We start from the raw sequence: 19,054 nt of genomic DNA on the forward strand, positions 1-19,054 counted from the left end.
CCTCCGTATGACTCCGCAGCCAGTCGGAGCGGCGGGCACCCCGGAACTCAATGGCTGTATATACGATCTGTTGTTCCTATATAGGTACCCGGACGCTATGCTCGGTCCCACTTCCTGTCAAGGATCCGACCGCCGACGCCTCTCATGGGAGACCTGATGAGCGCCCTGTCCGTCAGACACACCACCCCGGCCCTGCGCACCTACGCGGGAGAGGACGCGTTGGGCTCGCTCTCCCGCGAACTCGCCCGGACCGGCGTCCAGCGCGTCATGCTGGTCTACGGAGCGTCGATCCGAGACCACGCGAGCGTGCTGGAGCGCGTGGAATCGGCGCTCGGCGACCGCGTGGTGGCCCGCTTCGAGGAGGCGCGCGAGCACAGCCCGCTCCCCTCGGTGGAGCGGGCCAGGGAGACGCTGCTCGGCGCGGAGGCCGACGCCGTCATCCCCGTGGGTGGCGGGTCGGCCGTGGTCACGGCGCGCGCCGCGACGATCCTGGCCGCGGAGGGCGGGGACGCCCGCGACCTGTGCACGCGCCGGGGTGAGGACGGCCGCCTGGTCAGCCCGCGCCTGTCCGCCGCCAAGGCGGCGCAGTGGGTCGTCGCCTCCACCCCGACCACCGCGTACGCGAAGGCCGGCGCCGCCGTCCGCGACCCCCGCAGCGGGGAGCGCCTCGCCCTGTTCGACCCCAAGGCGCGGGCCCGGGGAGTCGTCTTCGACCCGGCGGTGGCCGCCACCGCCCCGCCCCGCCTGGTGCGTTCGTCCTCGCTCAACGCCTTCGCGATGGCGGTCGACGGACTCCAGTCCGCGACCGACGACCCCCTGGCCGAGGCGCTGCTGCGCCACGCGCTGACCATGGTGCGCGAGTGGATCGGCCGCGTCGGCGAGGAGACCGACGGAGACGTGGCCGTGCGGCTGATGTTCGCCTCGCTGCTGGCCGGGCAGGGAAGCGACCACGTGGGAGCCGGGTTGGCCCAGGCCCTGTCCCACGTCGTGGGCCCGCGCTCCACGGTGGGCAACGGCGTCATCGAGGCCCTCCTGCTGCCGCACACCATGCGCTTCAACCTCGGGACCACCGACGAGGCCCTGCGCTCGATCGCCGCCGTGCTGGTCGGACGGGACGACGCCTCCGCGACGGCCGCGATCGACGCGGTCGAGGAACTGCTCGACGGGACCGGGGTACCGACCCGGCTGCGCGACGCGGGGGTGGACCGCGCGGCGATCCCCGAGATCGCCGCGCACGCCCTCGACGACTGGGCCGTCACGACCGTCCCGCGCCGGGCCGACCGCGACGAACTGGAGCGGCTGCTCGACAGCGCCTGGTGAGGGACGGCGCCGACCACGCGCAGGGGCCCGAGCCCCTTTCCCGACCACTCGGACAACGCACACGAAGGAGACGATCATGACGACGACGGTGGGCGACTGGTCCTACCCCGGCGGTGTGAACGGGGACCCCGCCCCCATGCTGGTCGACGGCACCTGGCGCGGGTCGGCGTCGGGCGAGACCTTCCCGACGTTCGACCCGGGTACCGGGGAGGTGATCACCGAGGTCGCCCTCGCCTCGGTCCAGGACACCGACCTGGCTGTGGCCGCCGCGCGCCGGGCCTTCGACGAGGAGCGGTGGATGCGGCTGTCCGCCCAGCAGCGCGGCGCCATCCTCTGGCGCGCGTCCGACCTCATCAGGGCCTCGGCCGACGAGCTCGCCTCGTTGGAGAGCCGCAACATGGGCATCCCGGTCCCCCAGGCGCGGGCGATGGTGCTGGAGGCCGCGGCGCAGTTCCAGTACTACGCGGGCTGGGCCGACAAGATCCACGGCCGCACGATCGACCTCGGACCCGCCGAGCGCAGGATCCAGGGGTACACGCTGCGCGAGCCGATCGGCGTCGTCGCCATGATCGTGCCCTGGAACGCGCCGCTGATCTCGGCGTCCAAGAAGCTCGCCCCGGCTCTGGCGGCCGGGTGCGCGTGTGTGCTCAAACCGGCCGACGAGACGCCCCTGACCGCGCTCTGGCTGGGACAGATCCTCCAGGAGGCCGGAGTTCCGGCCGGTGTGGTCAACGTCGTCACCGGCCCCGGGGAGACGGTGGGGGCCAGGCTGGCTGAGCACCCCGACGTGGACACCGTGGCCTTCACCGGCTCCACCGAGGTCGGGCGGTCGATCGTCCGGGCCGCTGCGGGCAACCTCAAGAAGCTCTCCCTGGAGCTGGGCGGCAAGTCACCGGTGATCGTCATGCCCGACGCCGACCTGTCCGCCGCGATCCCGGGGGTGGCGGGCGCGGTCTTCTGGAACACCGGGCAGGTGTGCGCGGCCGGTACCCGACTCTTCGTGCACGAGTCCGTCTTCGACCAGGTGGTGGAGGGGGTCGCCGAGGCCGGGCGCCGCCTGAGGGTCGGGTACGGAACCGACACGGACGTCGACCTGGGCCCGCTCATCTCCCGCAAGCAGTTGGACCGGGTCACCTCGTACGTGGAGGGCGGGCGACGGGACGGCGCCCGGGTGGTCTCCGGCGGCGCGCGCATCGGCGACGCGGGCTACTTCTTCGCGCCCACGGTGCTGGTCGACGTCGACCAGTCGATGCCCGTGATGCGTGAGGAGATCTTCGGCCCGGTGCTCGGGGTCATGCCCTTCGGCGACGTCGACCAGGCCGTGGCCCTGGCCAACGACAGCTCCTACGGCCTGGCCTCCAGCGTGTGGACGCGCGACGGCGCCACCGGGCACGCGGTCGCCCGGCGCCTGCGGGCGGGCCGCGTGGGCGTCAACGTGCACCGGGCGGGCGGCGTGCACATGCCAGCGGGCGGCTACCGGCAGTCCGGGTGGGGACGCGAGAGCGGCCAGGAGGCCCTGGAGAACTACCTCGAGGTCAAGTCGGTGGTCTCGGCCCTGAACTGAGGCCGGGGATTGACCTCGTCTCATCGGCCTCGTTATATTCATACTAGTGAACTAAAGTTCTTATATACGAACTTGGAGTGAGCATGTCACAGACCGGCCAAGAGAGCATCGGCCGCGAACTCGCCAAGGCGACGTTCACGGACGAGATGCTCGAGGAGATGCGGGCCCTGATCGGCACCGAACTGCGGACCGCCTCGTCGGTGAACAACGAGTACGCCACGCGACTGGCGATCCTGCGCTTCGCGGAGGGCATCGGCGACGACAACCCCCTGTGGACCGACGAGGAGTACGCCGCCTCCGGGCCGCACGGGCGCATCGTGGCGCCGCCGAGCTTCATCTTCGCCTGCCTGGGCTCGGTCCAGGTGGGCTGGCGGGGCCTGGGCGGCTTCCACGCCGAAACGAACATCACCTTCCACAAGCCCATCGGCGTCGACGACAGGATCACCGCGAGCGTGGTCTTCGACGGTTTCGACGGCCCCACCGAGAGCAACTTCGGCGGCCGCCGCATCAAGGACTACCTGCGCCAGGAGTACCGCAACCAGGACGGCGAACTGGTCGCCACCTTCATCTGCTCGCGGATGAGGTTCGAGCGCGGCGAGATGCAGGCGCGCAGGTCCTCCCGCAAGATCGAGCTTCCCCACCCGTGGACCGAGGAGGAGCTGGAGCGGATCGAGGCCGACATCCTGGCCGAGGCCCCGCGCGGCGCCGTCACGCGCTACTGGGAGGACGTGGAGGTCGGGGACGAGCTGGACGTGATCACCAAGGGCCCCATCGGCCTGACCGACGAGATCGCCTTCATCGCAGCCGGTGCCGCCCCCATCCCGCGGATCTCGGCCCACGGCGTCGCGCTGCGCCGCTACCGCAAGCACCCCAAGTGGGCCTTCCGCGACCCGTCCACCCAGGCGCTGGAACCCGTCTACTCGGTGCACTACAACGACTACGCCGCCAGCCTCCAGGGCGCCCAGGCGGCCTACGACGTCGGCATCCAGCGGACCTGCTGGCAGATCCACCACCTGACCAACTGGATGGGCGACGCCGGCTTCCTCAAGGCGGTCCACGGCCAGTACCGCTCCCACGTCTACCTCTCCGACGTCGTGCGCCTGGGCGGCCGTGTCACCGACAAGAAGGTCGACGCCGACGGCGACCACGTCGTGCACGTGGAGACCTGGGCCGTCAACCAGCGCGACCAGAAGGTCATGCCGGGCTCGGCCGTCATCCGCCTGCCGCTGCGGGAGAAGGAGGCGAACCGATGACCGTCCCGACGGACACCGTCTGGGGAACCGACCTGGTACCCGTGGAGGTCGGGGGCCGAACCTACCGCGTGTACGCGGACCGACCGCACCGCCTGGGCTCACTCCTGGACTTCGCCGAGCGCTGGAACGACCGCGCCCACATCGTCCAGGGCGAACGCGTCGTGACCTTCGCCCAGATGCACCAGGCCGTGGCCGCCCGGTCCGGGGAGCTGCGCGCCGCGGGTGTGGGCCCCGGGGACCACGTCGTCCTCCTGGGCTGGAACAGCCCCGAATGGATCGTCAACTTCTGGGCGACCGTCGCCGTGGGGGGCGTGGCCGTCCTCGCCAACGCCTGGTGGAGCGAGGAGGAGCTGGCCGACATCCTCCTGCGCGTCTCCCCCGCGCTGGTGGTGGCCGACGAGCGGGGCGCCCGGCGGCTCCCCGGACTCTGGCCCACGCTGCCCTGGGTCCCCGCTCTGCCGGTGGGCGAGGAGCCCGCCAAGCACATCCCCGACCCGGGCACGGACGAGAACGCGGCGGCCGCGATCATCTTCACCTCCGGCACCTCCGGCACTCCCAAGGCGGCCATGCTCTCGCACCGCTCCCTGCTGGCCGGACTCCAGATGCTGCTGCACATCACCCGCCGCCTGCCCCACCAGGTCGACCTCTCCACCGGTGAGGCCGCGCTGCACACCGGGCCGATGTTTCACGTCGGCGGGGTGCAGACCCTGCTGCGGGCGGTCTGCGTCGGGGACACCCTGGTGATGCCCTCCGGCCGCTTCGACCCCGGCGAGGCGCTGCGCCTCATCGAGGAGTGGGGCATCCGGCGCTGGAGCGCGGTGCCCACCATGGTCTCCCGCGTCCTGGAGCACCCGGACACACGCACCCGGGACCTGACGACGCTGCGCTCGCTCACCGTGGGCGGCGCCCCCGTCCGCGCCGAGTTCCTGGAGCGGGTCCGCACAGGGCTGCCCGGCGTCGAGCCCAGGATCGCGACCGGCTACGGGCTCACCGAGAACGGAGGACAGGCCGTCGCCGCGTCGGGGGCCGACACCGTCGCGCGCCCGGGCACCACGGGCAGGGCTCTGCCGTGCGTCGACGTCATGATCGCCCCGAGCACCGAGTTCACCGACGGGGAGATCCTGCTGCGCAGTCCCACGCAGATGTCCCACTACCTGGGGAACACGGAATCCCCGATCGACGAGGGGGGCTGGCTGCACACCGGAGACCTGGGGCGCCTGGACGAGGACGGCTACCTGTGGATCACCGGCCGGTCCAAGGACATGATCATCCGCGGCGGTGAGAACATCGCCCCGGCCGCGGTCGAAGGCGCCCTGGTGGCCCTGCCGGAGGTCGACGACGCCGTCGTCTTCGGTCTGCCCCACCCGGACCTGGGCGAGGAGGTCGTGGCGGCCGTCGTCCTGGCCGAGGAGGCCGATCCCGCCGCCCTGGGAGCACAGCTGCGCGACCGCGTCGCCTCCTTCTCCGTACCGAGCCGCTGGGTCGCGCGAAGTGAATCCTTCCCCGTCAACCACGCGGGCAAGGTGGACAGGAACGCGGTCATCGCCGATGCCCGCGCCAGGATCGAGGAGGGCGCATGAGCCAGCAGGTGGCGACCGAGATCGACGGCCACGTGGGGATCGTGGAGGTCCGCCGGGGACCGCACAACTTCTTCGACGAGCACAGCCTGCGCGAGGTCGGTGAGGCCCTGACCCACCTGGACACCGTGGACGAGGTCAGGGCGGTGGTCCTGTGCTCCCAGGGCCGCAACTTCTGTGCCGGAGCCGACCTGCGCGGTGTGGACGGGCACCTGCTGCGCCGGGTCTACCGGGCGGCGGCCTCCCTGTTCACCACGCGCAAACCGATCGTGGCCGCGGTCCAAGGCGCCGCCGTCGGCGGTGGCCTGGGCCTGGCCCTGGCCGCGGACTTCCGGGTGGCCGCCGCCGACGCCCGACTCACGGCCAACTTCGCCCGTCTCGGCTTCCACCAGGGGTTCGGGCTCTCTGTCACCCTGCCGGAGATCGTGGGCCGACAACTGGCGATGGAACTCCTCTACACCGGCCGCAACGTGAAGGCCCACGAGGCGCTGGCCATCGGGCTGTGCGATCGGGTGACCGACGGCGATCCCCGAGAGGCCGCCGTCGCCTGGGCCGAGGAGATCGCCGGATCGGCGCCGCTCTCGCTGACAGCAATCCGTGCGACCCTGCGCCGCGACATCGCCTCGCGCGTGGTCGCCGCCCTGGACGAGGAGGCCACCGCCCAGACGGCCCTGCTGGAGACGAAGGACTTCGCCGAAGGCGTCGCGGCGTCCATCGGCAAGCGCCCGCCCGTCTTCACCGGCGCCTGAGGTGGCACGGAAAACGAGCGCGAGTCGGCCACCGAGAGGATGCGGTTAAATGGCAGGCGTGACCGACAAGCCGAGCGAGAGCGCCGACCGAACTCCGCAGAACCACCGCACCATCGACCGTGTCACCCGCATCGTCGAGGAGGTCGTGTACAACCCCGGCATGACCTTCGCCGAACTCTCCCGGGCCCTGGACGCGCCCAAGAGCTCGGTACACGGTTTCATCCGCGGCCTGCTCGCCACAGGATGGCTCTACCAGGAGAGCAACCGGTTCTATCTCGGTCCGGCACTGCACGGGTTGACGGTCGCCAGTGGCCACCTGCGCGCCGGTTCGGTGACCGACGCCGACCTCCACGCCCTGCACGAGGCCGCCGGTGTGACCGTGTTCCTGGGTGTCCAGGCCGGTGACCACCTCATCTACGTTTCGGAGGCGGGAGCCGACCAGCTCGTGGGGTTCGCAGCCCGCAAGAACATCCGCAGGGGGCTCCTGGATACCGCCGGAGGTAAGGCACTGCTGGCGGCCCTGCCGCCGGAACAACGTGACTCCTACCTGCGCCGTCACTCCGGCGAGAACGGCGCCCTGGTCGAGGCGTTCCTGTCCGAGTACGACGACATCCGCGACACGCGAATCGCGCGCAACACCCTGCACTCGGGGACGCGGTTCGCCCTGGCGACCGCCGTGCGGGACAGGGCGGGCCGTGCCGTGGCGGAGACGACGCTCGTGGGCCCCAGCGTCACCATGCAGCCGCGGGAGAAGGAACTGGCGGCGACGCTGCTGGAGCACGTCGACCGCTGGCAGAAGCGATCGGTGTGAAGCGGTCCAGGGCGGTGGGAGCACCTGGTAGGTCGTTCCCACCGCCCCGGCGGCACCGCGACCGGCGTGCCTCGGACCACCACGTCCAGTGTGACCCGGCGCCCCGTGGCCCCGTCTTCGTGGTGGTTATCCGAGGGTGGCGACGTCGATGACGAAGCGGTAGCGCACGTCGCCCCGTGTGATCCGGTCAGACAGCGGCGGTTGCGCAGGAGCGAGTGGGCCACGACGCTCAGCGGCCGGGGAGGCACCCCCAGGTTCACGAACGTGCCCCCGAGGGCGAGCATCTCCAGGTAGGCGTCCAGGTCCAGGGGGACGGGGACTGTGGACACGAGCAGATCGAAGGAGCCGGAGCCAACCAGGGGCGGTTCTCCCGGCGGGGTGAGCACGAAGTCGTCGGCGCCCAGGCGCAGCGCGTCGTCGCGTTTGAACGCGTCGATCTCGAACACGGTGGTGTGCGCGCCGAGGGCCGCCGAGATCTGGGTTCCGAGGTGCCCCAGGCCGCCGAGACCGAGGACGCCCACGCGGGCCCCGGGACCGGCGTTCCACCGCCGCAGGGGTGAGTAGAGGGTGATGCCCGCGCACAGCAGCGGTGCGGCCTCGCCAGTCCGAGCGCGTCGGGAATCCGGACTACGAAGCGCTCGTCGACGACGATGTACTCGCTGTAGCCTCCGTGGGTGAGCGTGCCGTCGTGGTCGCGCGCGTTGTAGGTCAGGACGTGGTGGTCGCAGTACTGCTCCTCACCGGCCGTGCACGCCTGGCAGTCTCCGCAAGCGTTGACCAGGCACCCCACTCCGACGCGGTCCCCCACGGCGAACCGGGTGACCTCGCCGCCCACCGCGGAGACAGTTCCGGCGATCTCGTGGCCGGGCACGATGGGGAAGGTGGTCGAACCCCACTCGGCCCGGGCGTGGTGGACGTCGGAGTGGCAGATGCCAGCGAAGGCGATGTCGATGAGCACGTCCCGGGGCCGCGGTTGACGCCGTGTGATCGTCATCGTCTCAAAGGGTTCACGCGGCCCGCGCATCGCCCTGGCCAGGACGGCCGTTCCCTGCTTCCCTTCCTCCTCGGACGGCTGCCGGGAGGCCGTCCTGACTGCTTCGGTTCGGGCCGTGGTGACGGGTGTGTCGTTCACGGTGCTCCCCCATGCCCTCGGGTCAGAAAACGAAGACGCCCTTACCCGAGGCCTGTTTGTCGAACTCGGTGTAGGCCTCGGAGGCCTGGTCGAGCGACCACCGGTGGCTGAAGAGGTCGTCGACTGGTAGGTCGTGGCGAGCAACGAACTCCGCGCACCGTATCTGTTGGACACTCGACATCGACCAGGAGGTCATGACGGTGACCTGCCGGGAGAGGTTTCTGCGCACGTCGACGCTGACGGTTCCGCCGAGGCCGACCACGCACAGGCGGCCCCACGGTGCGAGGGATCCCAGAGCCGCGTCCGCCGCCGCCGTTGATCCGGAGGTCTCCAGGACCAGCGGCGCACCACCGCCCGTGGTGAGTTCCCTGATCGCCTGGACGGGGTCGGTCTCCGCGGGATCCACCGTCTCGGCCGCCCCGAAGGCGCTCGCCTGCCTCAGCCTGTCCGCGGACAGGTCCACCGCGATGACGCGCGAGCCGCGCGCGACGGCCAGCATGGTGGCCGACAGGCCGACGGGGCCTTGGCCGAAGACCACGAGGTCCTCTCCCCCCACGTCACCGAGTCGTTCGAGGCCGCCCCAGGCCGTCCCCGTCCCGCACCCGATGGCGGCTCCGGCCTCGAAGGACAGTTCGTCGGCCAGGGGTAGGACCGAGGCTGCGGCGACCTTCATGTAGGACGCGTGCGCGCCGTGGGCGTTCTTGCCGTACACCTGCGCGGGCGCGGTGGAGCACATCTGGGCCCACCCGGAGCGGCAGGACTTGCACGCGCCGCAGCCGGCGTAGTGGTGCACCATCACCCGGCTCCCGACGGGCAGCAGTTGGCCGTCCACTCCGGGGCCCAGTTCGGCGATGATCCCCGCGGGTTCGTGTCCGCCGATGCAGACCTGGTGGTCGGGCGTGTCCGCTCCGGCGGGATCCGCGCGGTAGTAGTGCAGGTCGCTTCCACACATGCCCGAAGCGGTCACGCGCAGGACGACCTCTCCCTCCTGCGGTGTGGGATAGGCGAAGGTGCGGAGGGCGACACGCCGTCCGCCCTCGAAGACCAGACCCTGCACCATCGACCTCCTTGTTCACGTGTACGACGCGGGTCGTAGCGAGCTCAGACCACACCGAGGGAGCGGAGTTCGGCGATCTCCTCGTCGCTCATGTCCAGTTCCTCGTTGAGGATGTGGTCGGTGTCGGCGCCCAGGCCCGGAGCCCGCGCGGGCTCCACCATCGGTGAGTCCGAGAGGAAGAGGGGGCTGCCCAGGGTGAGCCATGAGCCCTCCTCGTCGCTCATCCGGCGCAGGACACCGCGTTCGGCGACGTGCGGATCGTCCATGAGCTCGGCCAGGTCCACCACCGGTGCGTTGGGGATGCCCGTCTCGGCCAGCAGGTCCGCGACCTGCTGCTTGGTCCGGGTGCTCGTCCACCGCTCCACGATCCGGTCGACGTCGTCGACGTGGGCGCACCGGCCCGCCATCGAGTCGAACCGGGGTTCGCGGGCCTCGGGGTCGTCCATGATGTCGCGGAGCCTGTCCCAGTGCCCTTGGGTCGGGCACAGCACGGTCACCCAGCCGTCGCTGGTCCGGTAGGCGTTGTAGGGGACGACGGCGAGGCCGCCGTGCCGGTTGCCGGTCCGTTCGGGCATGGTCCCGCCGCTGTTGACCATGCCCGCGATGTTGGAGGACAGGGAGGGCAGGATCGCGTCCTGGAGCGCGACCTCCACGTGCTGGCCGCGTCCGGTGCGCTCGCGCTGGTAGAGGGCGGCGAGTACGCCGCCGGCCAGGTGGATTCCGGCCATGAAGTCGACCACGGAAGGGCCCGTGCGGACCGGGGCTCCGTCCATGAAGCCGGTCGTGCTCATGACGGCCGTACGCGCCTGGATGGTCAGGTCCATCGCAGGCTGGCCCGCGTAAGGACCGAACGACCCGAAGCCAGTGCCCGAGGCCATGACCAAGCGCGGGTTGACGGCGCTCAGAGCCTCGTAGCCGAGACCGAAGCGATCCATGGCGCCCGGTGAGAGGTTCTGGACCAGGACGTCGGCCCCCTTGGCCATGTCACGCAGGACCTCCTGCCCCCTGGGGTGTTTGAGGTCCAGGCGCATCGCGCGCTTGCCCGCGTTGAGCATGGAGAACTGCACGGACGCCCCGTTACTGTCCGCCGTGGCCAGACGGCGGTAGGGGTCGCCCGCCGGTGCCTCGATCTTGATGACGTCGGCACCGAGTCGCGCGAGGAGCATCGAGCAGTAGGGGGCGAAGTAGAACTGCCCCACGCAGATCACCTTCACGCCTTTGAGCGCCGACATCGTGCCGCCTTCCAGTCGCGGATTGATCGCATTTACGAACATTAGTTTGCTAATGCGAAATCCTAGGCTCCCCCACCCCTGGTGTCAACGAGTCCCACCGTGAGGCAGGCGACCACCCCCGGAGACCAAAGGAGGCCTCGGACAACGCCACCGAGACCGTGGGCTGAGGCGCACATAAATCCGGTGCCCTGGACCCTTGACGCGTGATGCGCAAGGTGGCGCTGGCCAGCTTCATGGGCACCGTCATCGAGTTCTACGACTTCATCATCTACGGCACCGCCGCGGCCCTGGTCTTCTCCCAGGTCTTCTTCCCCGCCCTGGGCACCCACGCCGGAACCGTGGTCTCCTTCGCCACCCTCGGCGTCGCCTTCGTCGCCCGCCCCGTCGGCGCGATCCTCTTCGGCCACTTCGGCGACCGGATGGGCCGCAAGCGCACCCTCATCACCACGATGCTGACCATGGGGGTCGCGACCGTACTCATCGGCCTCCTGCCCACCGCGGAGTCCATCGGCGTGGTGGCCCCGATCCTCCTCATCCTGATGCGGATCGCCCAGGGGCTGGCCGCCGGAGGCGAGTGGGCCGGCGCCGCGCTCTTCACCTCGGAGAACGCGCCCAAGGGCCGCCGCGGGTTCTGGGCCATGTTCACCAATCTGGGCGGGGCCGCGGCCAACATGCTGGCCGCGACGACCTTCCTGGTGACCAGCGTCTTCATGTCGGACGCCACCTTCGTCTCCTACGGGTGGCGGATCCCCTTCGTCCTCAGCGCGCTGCTCGTGGTCTTCGGCCTCTACGTCCGGCTGAAGCTGGACGACACCCCCGTCTTCACCCAACAGGCGAAGAACGGCGGAACGAGCTCACTCCCGTTCAAGGAGGCGGTCCGCAACCAGTGGAAGCAGATCCTGCTGAGCGCCGGAACCCTGCTGTTGGCCTTCGCCCTCAACTACATGGGGGCGTCCTACCTCACCAACTACGGCACTGCCACGCTCGGGCTGGACCCGTCCGTGGTCCTCGGCGCGGGTGTGCTGGGCGGCCTGGTCCTCGGTATCGGCATCGTCTCCGGCGGCACCCTGTCCGACCGTCTCGGGCGTCGGCGCGTGCTGATCACCGCGAACGCCGTGGGCATTCCGTGGGCGCTGCTGCTCTTCCCCCTGTTGGACGCTCAGTTCATCGGGTCGTTCTGGATCGGGCTCGCGGTGAGCTTCCTCATCGCGGGACACGCCTTCGGAGTCGCCGGGGCGTTCCTCTCCGAGCTCTTCCACACCCGTTACCGCTACACCGCGGCGGGGCTGGCCTACAGCCTCGCGGGGATCTTCGGTGGGGCTCTCCCCCCTCTGCTCGCCGCGAGCATCATCTCGACCTGGGGCGGGTTCACGTTCGGGGTTCTGCTGGCGGCCGTCGGTGTCGTTTCGATCCTCAGCACCCTGGTACTCAAGGAGACCAAGGACTCCGAGCTGGTCGACGCGGTTCGTACCAGCTGAGGCCCCGCACGCGCACGTGCGGCCGCGTCACACCCCCGTCGTGGAACGCCACCGCAGAGGTACGCCGTCGGACTGCCTGATCCGGCCCTCCCGCTGGAGGCGGACCAGGTGCGCGAGGGTCTCGCCGAGGGCCGACCGGGCCCCTCGGGGGTTGAGAGTCGCGAACGGCCGGGACCAGGAGACGACATTGGCGACCTCCCAGACGGTCCCGCACCCGCCGAGGACCGCGGCCAGGACCTCTTCGAGTCTCTCCTGGTGGTGCACGGTCACGACGGCGAGCCTCTCATCGAAGCGGTCGAAGGACCACTCGTGGCCTGGAGCGGCCAGGACTCCACCGTGGGGTTCGAGCCGGGCCAGCGACCTCTGGTAGTCGCCCAGGGGGTCCTCCCTCGAGGTCGGCCGACGGGAGATGTTCGCCGACACCCGGGGAAGCAGGTGGTCACCGGTGAATAGGACGTTGCGGGAGCGGTCGTGGAAGACCGTGTGCCCGGGCGTGTGGCCTGGGGTGTGGATCGCCACCAGGTCGCCTCCGGTGCCGGGTATGGCCTCGCCGTCGCGCAACTCCCTGTCCGGGGCCTGCGACGGCATGTCCCGCATGAGCTGTGCGCGGTCGCTGAGGAGGTCGTCCGTCCTTGACGCGGGCACCCCCATGCGCCGGACCCAGTCCTCGATCTCGGTGAGGCGCTCCACGCGCTGCGCTTCGGTGCGGGCGGTCTGCGGCAGCTCCGCCGGGTGCAGCGCGATCCAGGCGCCGGTGTGCTCGCGCACCCGGCCCGCGAGCCCGTAGTGGTCGGGATGGGCATGCGTGACGACCACCCCGAGGAGGTCGTCGAGGCCGCCCCCGGCCCGCGCGAGCCCCGCAGTGAAGAGATTCCAGCCCTCGTCGCCGTCCCACCCCAGGTCGATCGCGACGAAGCCGCCGTCACACCGCAACAGGTAGGTGGATCTCCCCGGGGCGCGGACCGAGGAGCTCCGGTCCCTGACCTGGGACCAGATCGACACCACGGGCCAGGTCCCCACGATCCACGTGTGGACCTCGGTACGCGGCGACGGGGACACCAAGACCCGACGGTCACGGCGCTCCCTGGAACTGCCCCGCATCGCCGTCACAGCGGTGAACGCACACCGGGCCATGCAGGCCCGAGAGCGTCTCGCGGCAGCCGAACTGTGGCAGGACAACGACCTCATGTTCTGCACCCGATACGGGACACCGCTGGACCACCACAACGTCCTGCGGGACCTCCGCACCATCATGAGAAAGGCAGGACTCAACCAGGACGAATGGACCGCGCGCGAGCTGCGGCACACGTTCGTGTCACTGCTGTCGGCCACGGCGTGAGTATCGAGGAGATCTCACTGCTCGTGGGACACGACGGAACCGACACCACCGAACGCGTCTACCACCACCAACTGAGGCCGGTGCGCCGCCCCGCGGCCAAAGCCATGGACAACATCCTCAACGACGTGGGCTGACGACCCACATGCCCCGGTTACAGCCCCACTTCCACCCCACCTGGAACGCAGAAAGAGGCCCACCGAATGGTGGACCCCTCGCTGACCTGCTATTCCTCTGTCGGGACGGCGGGATTTGAACCCACGACCCCTTGACCCCCAGTCAAGTGCGCTACCAAACTGCGCTACGTCCCGTCCGCTGCGCGGACACCGTTCCCGGCCCCGCCAACAGGTGAAACTGTATCGCATCCGGCAGGGAGCTCGAACCGGATATCCGGCCACAGGCGCCGAGCACGGGGCTCTCTCTCAGAGCACCAGCCCCTCGACGAGGGACTCCTCGTCCTCACCCGTGTGCACGACGACCGCTCCCGGGGCCGCGAGCATGTCGACCAGCACCTGCCCCTCGAGGGCGATCCACCGCGCCGTGTCCCAGGACACCGACTCACCGAAGGGCGCCACCGCCACCTCGGCCCGTCGGTCGTCCGCCCCGAGGGAGGCACGCGTGCGCGGGACGAGTACCACGTCCTCCAGCGCGACGACGTTCTCGGTGCTCGCGTACCCGCCCAGGAGGCTCTCCGTGTCCGCCGTCGCGGTGATCCCGCCCGAGGCGTCGACGCGGTGGAACAGCGAACCGTCGTGCAGACTCTCACGGAGCACACCGCCCGCGGTGTCGACCTGCACCACGCTCTCCTGTTCGTAGTCCCCGTCCCTGCCCCAGCCCTCGTCCGCCACGAGTGTGGGAAGGCGGTCGAGCCGCTCCCCGGTGGCGGCGTCGAGCACGCGCAGGGCCGGATCGGCGTCGTACTGTTCCAGCGCGATCACCGGGGTGCCGTCTCCGGTGGGCACGGGCCGCCCGACCGGTTCGGGCGCCGTCTCTCCCGGGGCGGTGGCCCACGCGTGGCGCCAGGCTTCCTCTCCGGTGGTGAGGTCCACCGCCGTGACCGCGACCTCCACCCGGTTCTCGCCCGAGAAGAGGCTGAAGAAGCTCTCGTAGGCCGAGTGGTCCCCCAGCCTGCTCTGCCTCTCGGGGGCGCACCCGTGCAGGGTGACCAGCAGGTCGCCGTACCGCAGGGGGTCCTCGTGGCGGCAGGCCAGGCCGTCGTCGGCCTCCGCCAGCGTGCGCGACCACAGTTCCCCGCCGCCGTCCAGCGATCTCGCGGTCAGCGTGAGCGAACCGCCGGGGCCCGTCCGGACGAGCCCGATCCGGGCCTCGGGGGTCATCGCGACGAGGCTGCCCCACCCGTTCTGCTGGAGCGCGGTGTGCTCGCCGGTGACCTCACCGGTCGCGATGTCGAGTACCACCGTGGTCCACTCCACCGGCTCCCCGTCCGCGCCGGGTTCGGTGCCCTCGGGAACGTCGCCGCGAACGTGGCGCACGTACACGTGCGCGTCGTCGGCCCACACGCTCCGGCCCCGGTCACGCGGGCGCCGGAAGGACCACCGCTCCTCGCCGGTCGTGCCGTCCAGGGAGACCGCGCCGTCGTCGAGCAGGACCAGGGGCCCGTGGGTGCCCGCGCGGACCTCGTCGATCCGCGTCCCCATCGGGGACGCCCAGCTCCACCCCACCCGGCTGACCGCCTCCGGCACGCGAGCCTCTGCGGCTGCGCGGACGCCAGCATGAACAGGCACCCCAGCTCACCGGGTCCCCGTCCGGTTCCAGGTGCCCGGTCAGGATCCGTGCACACAGACGGAAACCGCGCACGCGTCCGGAAACCGCGCACACGAATGGAAACCGTGCACGCGCCAGGGGCAGCCGGTCCGCGTCACTGGCCGCTGGGCCAGGTCTCCTCCTCGCCCGAGTCCTCCTCGACCTCGTGCAGGGGCGTGAGCGCGCGGGTGCGGTCGACGAACACGAAGGCGTCGTAGCGCTCCCCCAGCACGGTCGGGACGTAGTTGCGCCGCCCGTCGCGCCCGGGGTGGTAGACGACTCCGATGGCGCGGTGCGGCAGGATCTCGTCCGCGAACGGATCGACCGCCCCGTCCCCGGTCAGGACCAGCAGGCCCGTCTCCCCCTCGAACGACTGGTGCAGCAGTGCCTCCACGCTCCCGTGGCGCGCCGCGGGCACCGGCATCGGCTCGGGGGTCTCGCCCCACGCCCGTGCGGCCATGACCCGGCCCTCGTAGGTGCCGAAGCCGACGAGGACCGTGTCCTCGTCCCCGTGGCGCTCGCGCACCAGCTGCCCCACGTTGACCATGCCCGCGGCGGCCATGTCGGTGGCGCGCGCGTCGCCGACGTGGGTGTTGTGCTCCCACACGACGGCCTTGGCGCCGGGCCCGTGGTGCTCCATGAGCCGGTCGAGCGTGTCGGCCATGTGGTGGTCGCGGACGTTCCACGACTCGGCCCCGCCGCGCACCATCGCCCGGTAGTACTGCTCGGCGCCCGCGAGCACCTCGGCGTTCTGGCGCGCGGCGAAGTCGGCCAGGCCCTCGGCGGGCGATGCCTCCCCCGCCCGCTCGCGCAGTTCGGCCAGCAGGCGCACGACCTCCGCCTCACAGCTCTCGGGCACCAGCCGCGTCGCGCGGGCGTAGGCCTGGGGGTCCTCTCCGTAGGGCTCGAAGCAGCGGTAGGCCCTCAGGGCCGGTTCGACCTGCTCGGGCATGTTCTCCCGCAGCCACCCCAGCACCGCGTACAGCGACTCCCACAGGCTGTAGACGTCCAGGCCGAAGAACCCGGCGCGCCGCTCCGGCGCGAGCCCCAGGTTGCGCTCGCGCAGCCACCGGGCGAACTCCAGCACCTCGGTGTTGGCCCACATCCACTGCGGCCACCGGCGGAAGCCCTCCAGGATCTCCTTGGGGTCCTCGGGCGCTCCCTGCGCGCCCACGACACCGCAGTGCAGCTCCTGGAAGTCCGGCCAGTCGCCCTCCACCGCGACGAAGGAGAAGCCCGCCTCGTCGATCAGCCGCCGGGTCAGTTCCGCCCGCCAGCGGTAGAACTCGGCGGTGCCGTGCGAGGCCTCGCCCAACAGCACGTAGCGCGCGTCGCCGATCCGTTCCAGAACCGGGTCCAGCGACCTCGGGCCGGTCAGCCGCAGGAGGGCGTCCGGGCCGATCCCGGGGCTCACCTCTCCACCTCGCCCAGGATGCCCGCGAACCAGCCGGAGGCGGCGTCGGCCACCTCCTCCAGCGCACCCGGTTCCTCGAACAGGTGGGTGGCGCGGGGGACGACGTGGATCCGGTGCGGGGCGCTGAGCCGGTCGGCCGCGTCCTCGTTGAGCCGCAGGACCTCGGTGTCCGCGCCGCCGACGATGAGCAGCGTCGGGGCGCGCACGACCTGGAGCGCCTCCGTGCCCGCGAGGTCGGGGCGGCCGCCGCGCGAGACCACCGCGGCGACCAGGTCCGGGCGCTCGGCGGCGGTCCTCAGCGCGGCGGCGGCGCCGGTGCTGGCGCCGAACAGGCCGATGGGCGTCCCCGCAGTGTCCTCGTGCGCGGCCAGCCAGTCCACGGTGCCGGTGAGCCGCCGGGTGAGCAGGTCGATGTCGAAGCGCTGCCGCCCGGTCGCGCTGTCGGCGCGCTCCTCCTCGGGGGTGAGCAGGTCGAGCAGGAGCGTGGCGACCCCGATCCGGTTGAGCTCTTCGGCGACGGCCTGGTTGCGCGGGCTGTGGCGTGAGCTTCCGCTGCCGTGCGCGAAGGCCACGACCGCGGTCGCCCCGGGGAACACGGCCAGCCGCCCGTCGAGCCGCGCGTCCGGCGTGCGTACCGTCACGTCGACGGCGGTCATGGTGGTCTCCCTTCGTGGGGGCCGGGCTCCCGTGCGGTGCTCCGGCCCGGTGTCGTCCGCCGCGTGCACGGCGGCCGGTGGCGGTCAGGGACGGCCGGAAGGGCCGCCGCCGGAACCGCCAGGACCGCCGGGACCACTGGAGTCGCCGGGTCCCCGGGGAAGCCTCACCAGCAGGCCGCGGACCTCGTCGTCGGTGACCTGGGGAAACCTCTCGTACCAGAGGCTGACCGCGCCGAAGTCCGGCGGCGTCTCCAGGCAGACGACCCGGTCGCAGACGTCGGAGAGCGCGCGCACGGCGTCGGGCGCGCCCACGGGAACGGCCAGCGTCAGGGACGCGGGGCGCCGGGCGAGCACCGAGGTCAGCGCCGCCCGGGCACTCAGCCCGGTGGCCAGCCCGTCGTCGACCACCACGACGTCGTATCCGCCGACCTCGGGCTCGGGGTCCTCCCCGCGGTAGGCCAGCAGCCTGCGCCGCGCCTCGGCCTGTTCGGCCCCGACCATGTCGGCCAGGCGCCCCTCGGGAATGCCCAGCAGGTCCAGCGCCCTCTGGTCGAACAGCGGAGGCCCCTCGGCCGTGGTCGCCCCGATCGCCGTCTCCGGGCTCCCCGGGGCACCGATCTTGCGCACGACCACGACGTCCAGCGGCACACCGACGGCCTCGGCGACGGGCCTGGCCACGGGAACACCGCCCCGTGGCAGGGCCAGCACGCGCGGGCGCGGTCCCGCCTGCTCCGCCACCGCGCGGGCCAGCCGCTCGCCCGCCTCTCGCCGGTCCCGAAACACGTATGTCACCTCACCCCGGTCGCGTCGTCGCGGCGCCCGGATCCCGTGGCGCGAAGGCCCGCGTCCGCGCAGTTCAGCGGTGCGCGCGGGCCGTGTGGTGAGCGCTACCCCGGTGCCTCCGGCGCACACATGGCGCAGGCCGGGCACGCCGGGGCCCGCCTTCGTGACCGGGAACACCACGGCCCGACGCGTCCCTCTCCGAGCGGGCCTTCCAGGACGTCCGGTCCCGAACCCCGCCCACACCGGTGCCTCGCTACTCGCCGGTCCCCTCCCCGCCGTGCCCCGCCGAGGCGTGCTTGGCCGCCTCTGCCTCCAACGTGGTGAAGTCGCGGGCCAACCCTCGCAGGAGGGTCGTGACCGCGTGGCCGATCTCCGTGCCGTCCACTGGCGCGTGCCCGAAGAGCAGCCGGTAGTGGACCAGGGAGGCCAGGGTGTCGACCGCCAGCGTGAGGTCGACGTCGTCGCGCAGGTCGCCCCGATCACGCGCCCGTTCGAGGGCGTCGCGCACCGCCGCGCGGGGAGGCGTGAAGAGCGTGTCCATGAACCTGCGGTGCAGTTCGGCGTCACCCAGGCAGTCGGCGAGCAGAGGGCTGAAGAACTCCGGCCCCATACAGGTGAAGGTCCGCGCGAACAGCGACAGGGCCTCGTCCAGGTCGCACAGGGTGCAGCCGGTACGCGGCGGCTCCACCCGCCCCATGCGCCGCTCCAGTTCGGCGAGCACGAGCAACTGCCGGTTGGGCCAGCGCCGGTAGAGGGCCGCCTTGCTCACCTGTGCCCGCCTGGCGACCTGCTCGATCGCCAGTCCCCGGTAACCGCCCTCCTCCAGGACATCGGAGACCGCGTCGAGGACCGCCGTGTCGATGTGCGTGTCACGGGGACGTCCGCCTCCGCCAGAGCGCTGAGCCATTGACGTCATCTCTCCTTCGCG

The 19,054-nt window shown here is 71.5% G+C and carries 17 protein-coding genes, 1 tRNA gene and 2 pseudogenes; 9 read left to right on the forward strand and 11 right to left on the reverse strand.

Going from position 1 to position 19,054, the window contains the following annotated elements; translation table 11 throughout:
- Window positions 1-156 precede the first annotated feature (156 nt).
- From ACSIH6_RS29880 to ACSIH6_RS29905, 6 genes are all read left to right on the forward strand, one after another.
- Entirely contained in the window at window positions 157-1,320 is a 1,164-nt protein-coding gene (locus ACSIH6_RS29880; protein WP_435111673.1) for an iron-containing alcohol dehydrogenase family protein, read from the forward strand.
- Between the two features lie 76 nt (window positions 1,321-1,396).
- Entirely contained in the window at window positions 1,397-2,884 is a 1,488-nt protein-coding gene (locus ACSIH6_RS29885) for an aldehyde dehydrogenase family protein (protein WP_435111674.1), read from the forward strand.
- An 83-nt stretch (window positions 2,885-2,967) separates the two neighbouring features.
- Window positions 2,968-4,137, forward strand: a complete 1,170-nt coding sequence (locus tag ACSIH6_RS29890) for an FAS1-like dehydratase domain-containing protein (RefSeq protein ID WP_435111675.1) — start codon at window positions 2,968-2,970, stop codon at window positions 4,135-4,137.
- Complete coding sequence (locus tag ACSIH6_RS29895; RefSeq protein ID WP_435111676.1) at window positions 4,134-5,717, forward strand: class I adenylate-forming enzyme family protein; 1,584 nt, start codon at window positions 4,134-4,136, stop codon at window positions 5,715-5,717. The genes ACSIH6_RS29890 and ACSIH6_RS29895 overlap by 4 nt, the downstream gene beginning before the upstream one ends.
- Window positions 5,714-6,463, forward strand: a complete 750-nt coding sequence (locus ACSIH6_RS29900; RefSeq protein WP_435111677.1) for an enoyl-CoA hydratase/isomerase family protein — start codon at window positions 5,714-5,716, stop codon at window positions 6,461-6,463. The genes ACSIH6_RS29895 and ACSIH6_RS29900 overlap by 4 nt, the downstream gene beginning before the upstream one ends.
- A 49-nt stretch (window positions 6,464-6,512) precedes the next feature.
- Entirely contained in the window at window positions 6,513-7,274 is a 762-nt protein-coding gene (locus ACSIH6_RS29905; RefSeq protein WP_435111678.1) for an IclR family transcriptional regulator, read from the forward strand.
- A gap of 227 nt (window positions 7,275-7,501) precedes the next feature.
- Here the strand turns inward: ACSIH6_RS29905 and ACSIH6_RS29910 are convergent.
- From ACSIH6_RS29910 to ACSIH6_RS29925, 4 genes and pseudogenes are all read right to left on the reverse strand, one after another.
- Window positions 7,502-7,795 (reverse strand): annotated as a pseudogene (locus ACSIH6_RS29910) (zinc-binding dehydrogenase); the annotation flags it as partial.
- A gap of 104 nt (window positions 7,796-7,899) precedes the next feature.
- Window positions 7,900-8,298: pseudogene (locus ACSIH6_RS29915) on the reverse strand (alcohol dehydrogenase catalytic domain-containing protein); the annotation flags it as partial.
- A gap of 130 nt (window positions 8,299-8,428) precedes the next feature.
- A complete protein-coding gene (locus ACSIH6_RS29920; protein ID WP_435111679.1) occupies window positions 8,429-9,466 on the reverse strand; it encodes a zinc-dependent alcohol dehydrogenase family protein in 1,038 nt (345 codons plus the stop codon).
- 41 nt (window positions 9,467-9,507) lie between these two features.
- The gene (locus ACSIH6_RS29925) at window positions 9,508-10,695 is read right to left on the reverse strand and encodes a CaiB/BaiF CoA transferase family protein (RefSeq protein WP_435111680.1); all 1,188 of its coding nucleotides are present in this window, start codon (window positions 10,693-10,695) and stop codon (window positions 9,508-9,510) included.
- Between the two features lie 206 nt (window positions 10,696-10,901).
- Here ACSIH6_RS29925 and ACSIH6_RS29930 point away from each other — a divergent pair, with 206 nt between their 5' ends.
- The gene (locus tag ACSIH6_RS29930) at window positions 10,902-12,173 is read left to right on the forward strand and encodes an MFS transporter (RefSeq protein ID WP_435111714.1); all 1,272 of its coding nucleotides are present in this window, start codon (window positions 10,902-10,904) and stop codon (window positions 12,171-12,173) included.
- Window positions 12,174-12,200: 27 nt separating this feature from the next.
- Here the strand turns inward: ACSIH6_RS29930 and ACSIH6_RS29935 are convergent, their stop codons facing one another.
- Window positions 12,201-13,106, reverse strand: a complete 906-nt coding sequence (locus ACSIH6_RS29935) for an MBL fold metallo-hydrolase (protein WP_435111681.1) — start codon at window positions 13,104-13,106, stop codon at window positions 12,201-12,203.
- Between the two features lie 7 nt (window positions 13,107-13,113).
- Between ACSIH6_RS29935 and ACSIH6_RS29940 the strand changes: the two genes are divergently transcribed.
- Both ACSIH6_RS29940 and ACSIH6_RS29945 read left to right on the forward strand, forming a co-directional pair.
- On the forward strand, window positions 13,114-13,512 hold the full coding sequence (locus tag ACSIH6_RS29940) for a tyrosine-type recombinase/integrase (RefSeq protein WP_435111682.1): 399 nt from the start codon (window positions 13,114-13,116) through the stop codon (window positions 13,510-13,512).
- Window positions 13,509-13,646: a hypothetical protein gene (locus tag ACSIH6_RS29945; RefSeq protein WP_435111683.1), complete on the forward strand. Its 138-nt coding sequence runs from the start codon at window positions 13,509-13,511 to the stop codon at window positions 13,644-13,646. Before ACSIH6_RS29940 ends, ACSIH6_RS29945 begins: the two co-directional genes overlap by 4 nt.
- Before the next feature lie 100 nt (window positions 13,647-13,746).
- Here ACSIH6_RS29945 and ACSIH6_RS29950 read toward each other — a convergent pair.
- From ACSIH6_RS29950 to ACSIH6_RS29975, 6 genes are all read right to left on the reverse strand, one after another.
- Window positions 13,747-13,820, reverse strand: a tRNA-Pro gene (locus ACSIH6_RS29950).
- 111 nt (window positions 13,821-13,931) lie between these two features.
- Entirely contained in the window at window positions 13,932-15,212 is a 1,281-nt protein-coding gene (locus ACSIH6_RS29955) for a hypothetical protein (RefSeq protein WP_435111684.1), read from the reverse strand.
- 176 nt (window positions 15,213-15,388) lie between these two features.
- Window positions 15,389-16,687, reverse strand: a complete 1,299-nt coding sequence (locus ACSIH6_RS29960; RefSeq protein ID WP_435111685.1) for an erythromycin esterase family protein — start codon at window positions 16,685-16,687, stop codon at window positions 15,389-15,391.
- Window positions 16,684-17,343 carry a dienelactone hydrolase family protein gene (locus ACSIH6_RS29965; RefSeq protein WP_435111686.1) on the reverse strand — a complete coding sequence of 220 codons (660 nt, stop codon included), beginning with the start codon at window positions 17,341-17,343 and terminating at the stop codon, window positions 16,684-16,686. Before ACSIH6_RS29965 ends, ACSIH6_RS29960 begins: the two co-directional genes overlap by 4 nt.
- Window positions 17,344-17,427: 84 nt before the next feature.
- Window positions 17,428-18,126, reverse strand: a complete 699-nt coding sequence (locus ACSIH6_RS29970) for a phosphoribosyltransferase (RefSeq protein WP_435111687.1) — start codon at window positions 18,124-18,126, stop codon at window positions 17,428-17,430.
- Window positions 18,127-18,379: 253 nt separating this feature from the next.
- Window positions 18,380-19,033: a TetR/AcrR family transcriptional regulator gene (locus tag ACSIH6_RS29975; RefSeq protein ID WP_435111688.1), complete on the reverse strand. Its 654-nt coding sequence runs from the start codon at window positions 19,031-19,033 to the stop codon at window positions 18,380-18,382.
- Window positions 19,034-19,054 lie beyond the last annotated feature (21 nt).

The sequence above is a fragment of the Nocardiopsis synnemataformans genome (assembly GCF_965343085.1).
Classification (GTDB): Bacteria; Actinomycetota; Actinomycetes; order Streptosporangiales; family Streptosporangiaceae; genus Nocardiopsis; species Nocardiopsis alborubida.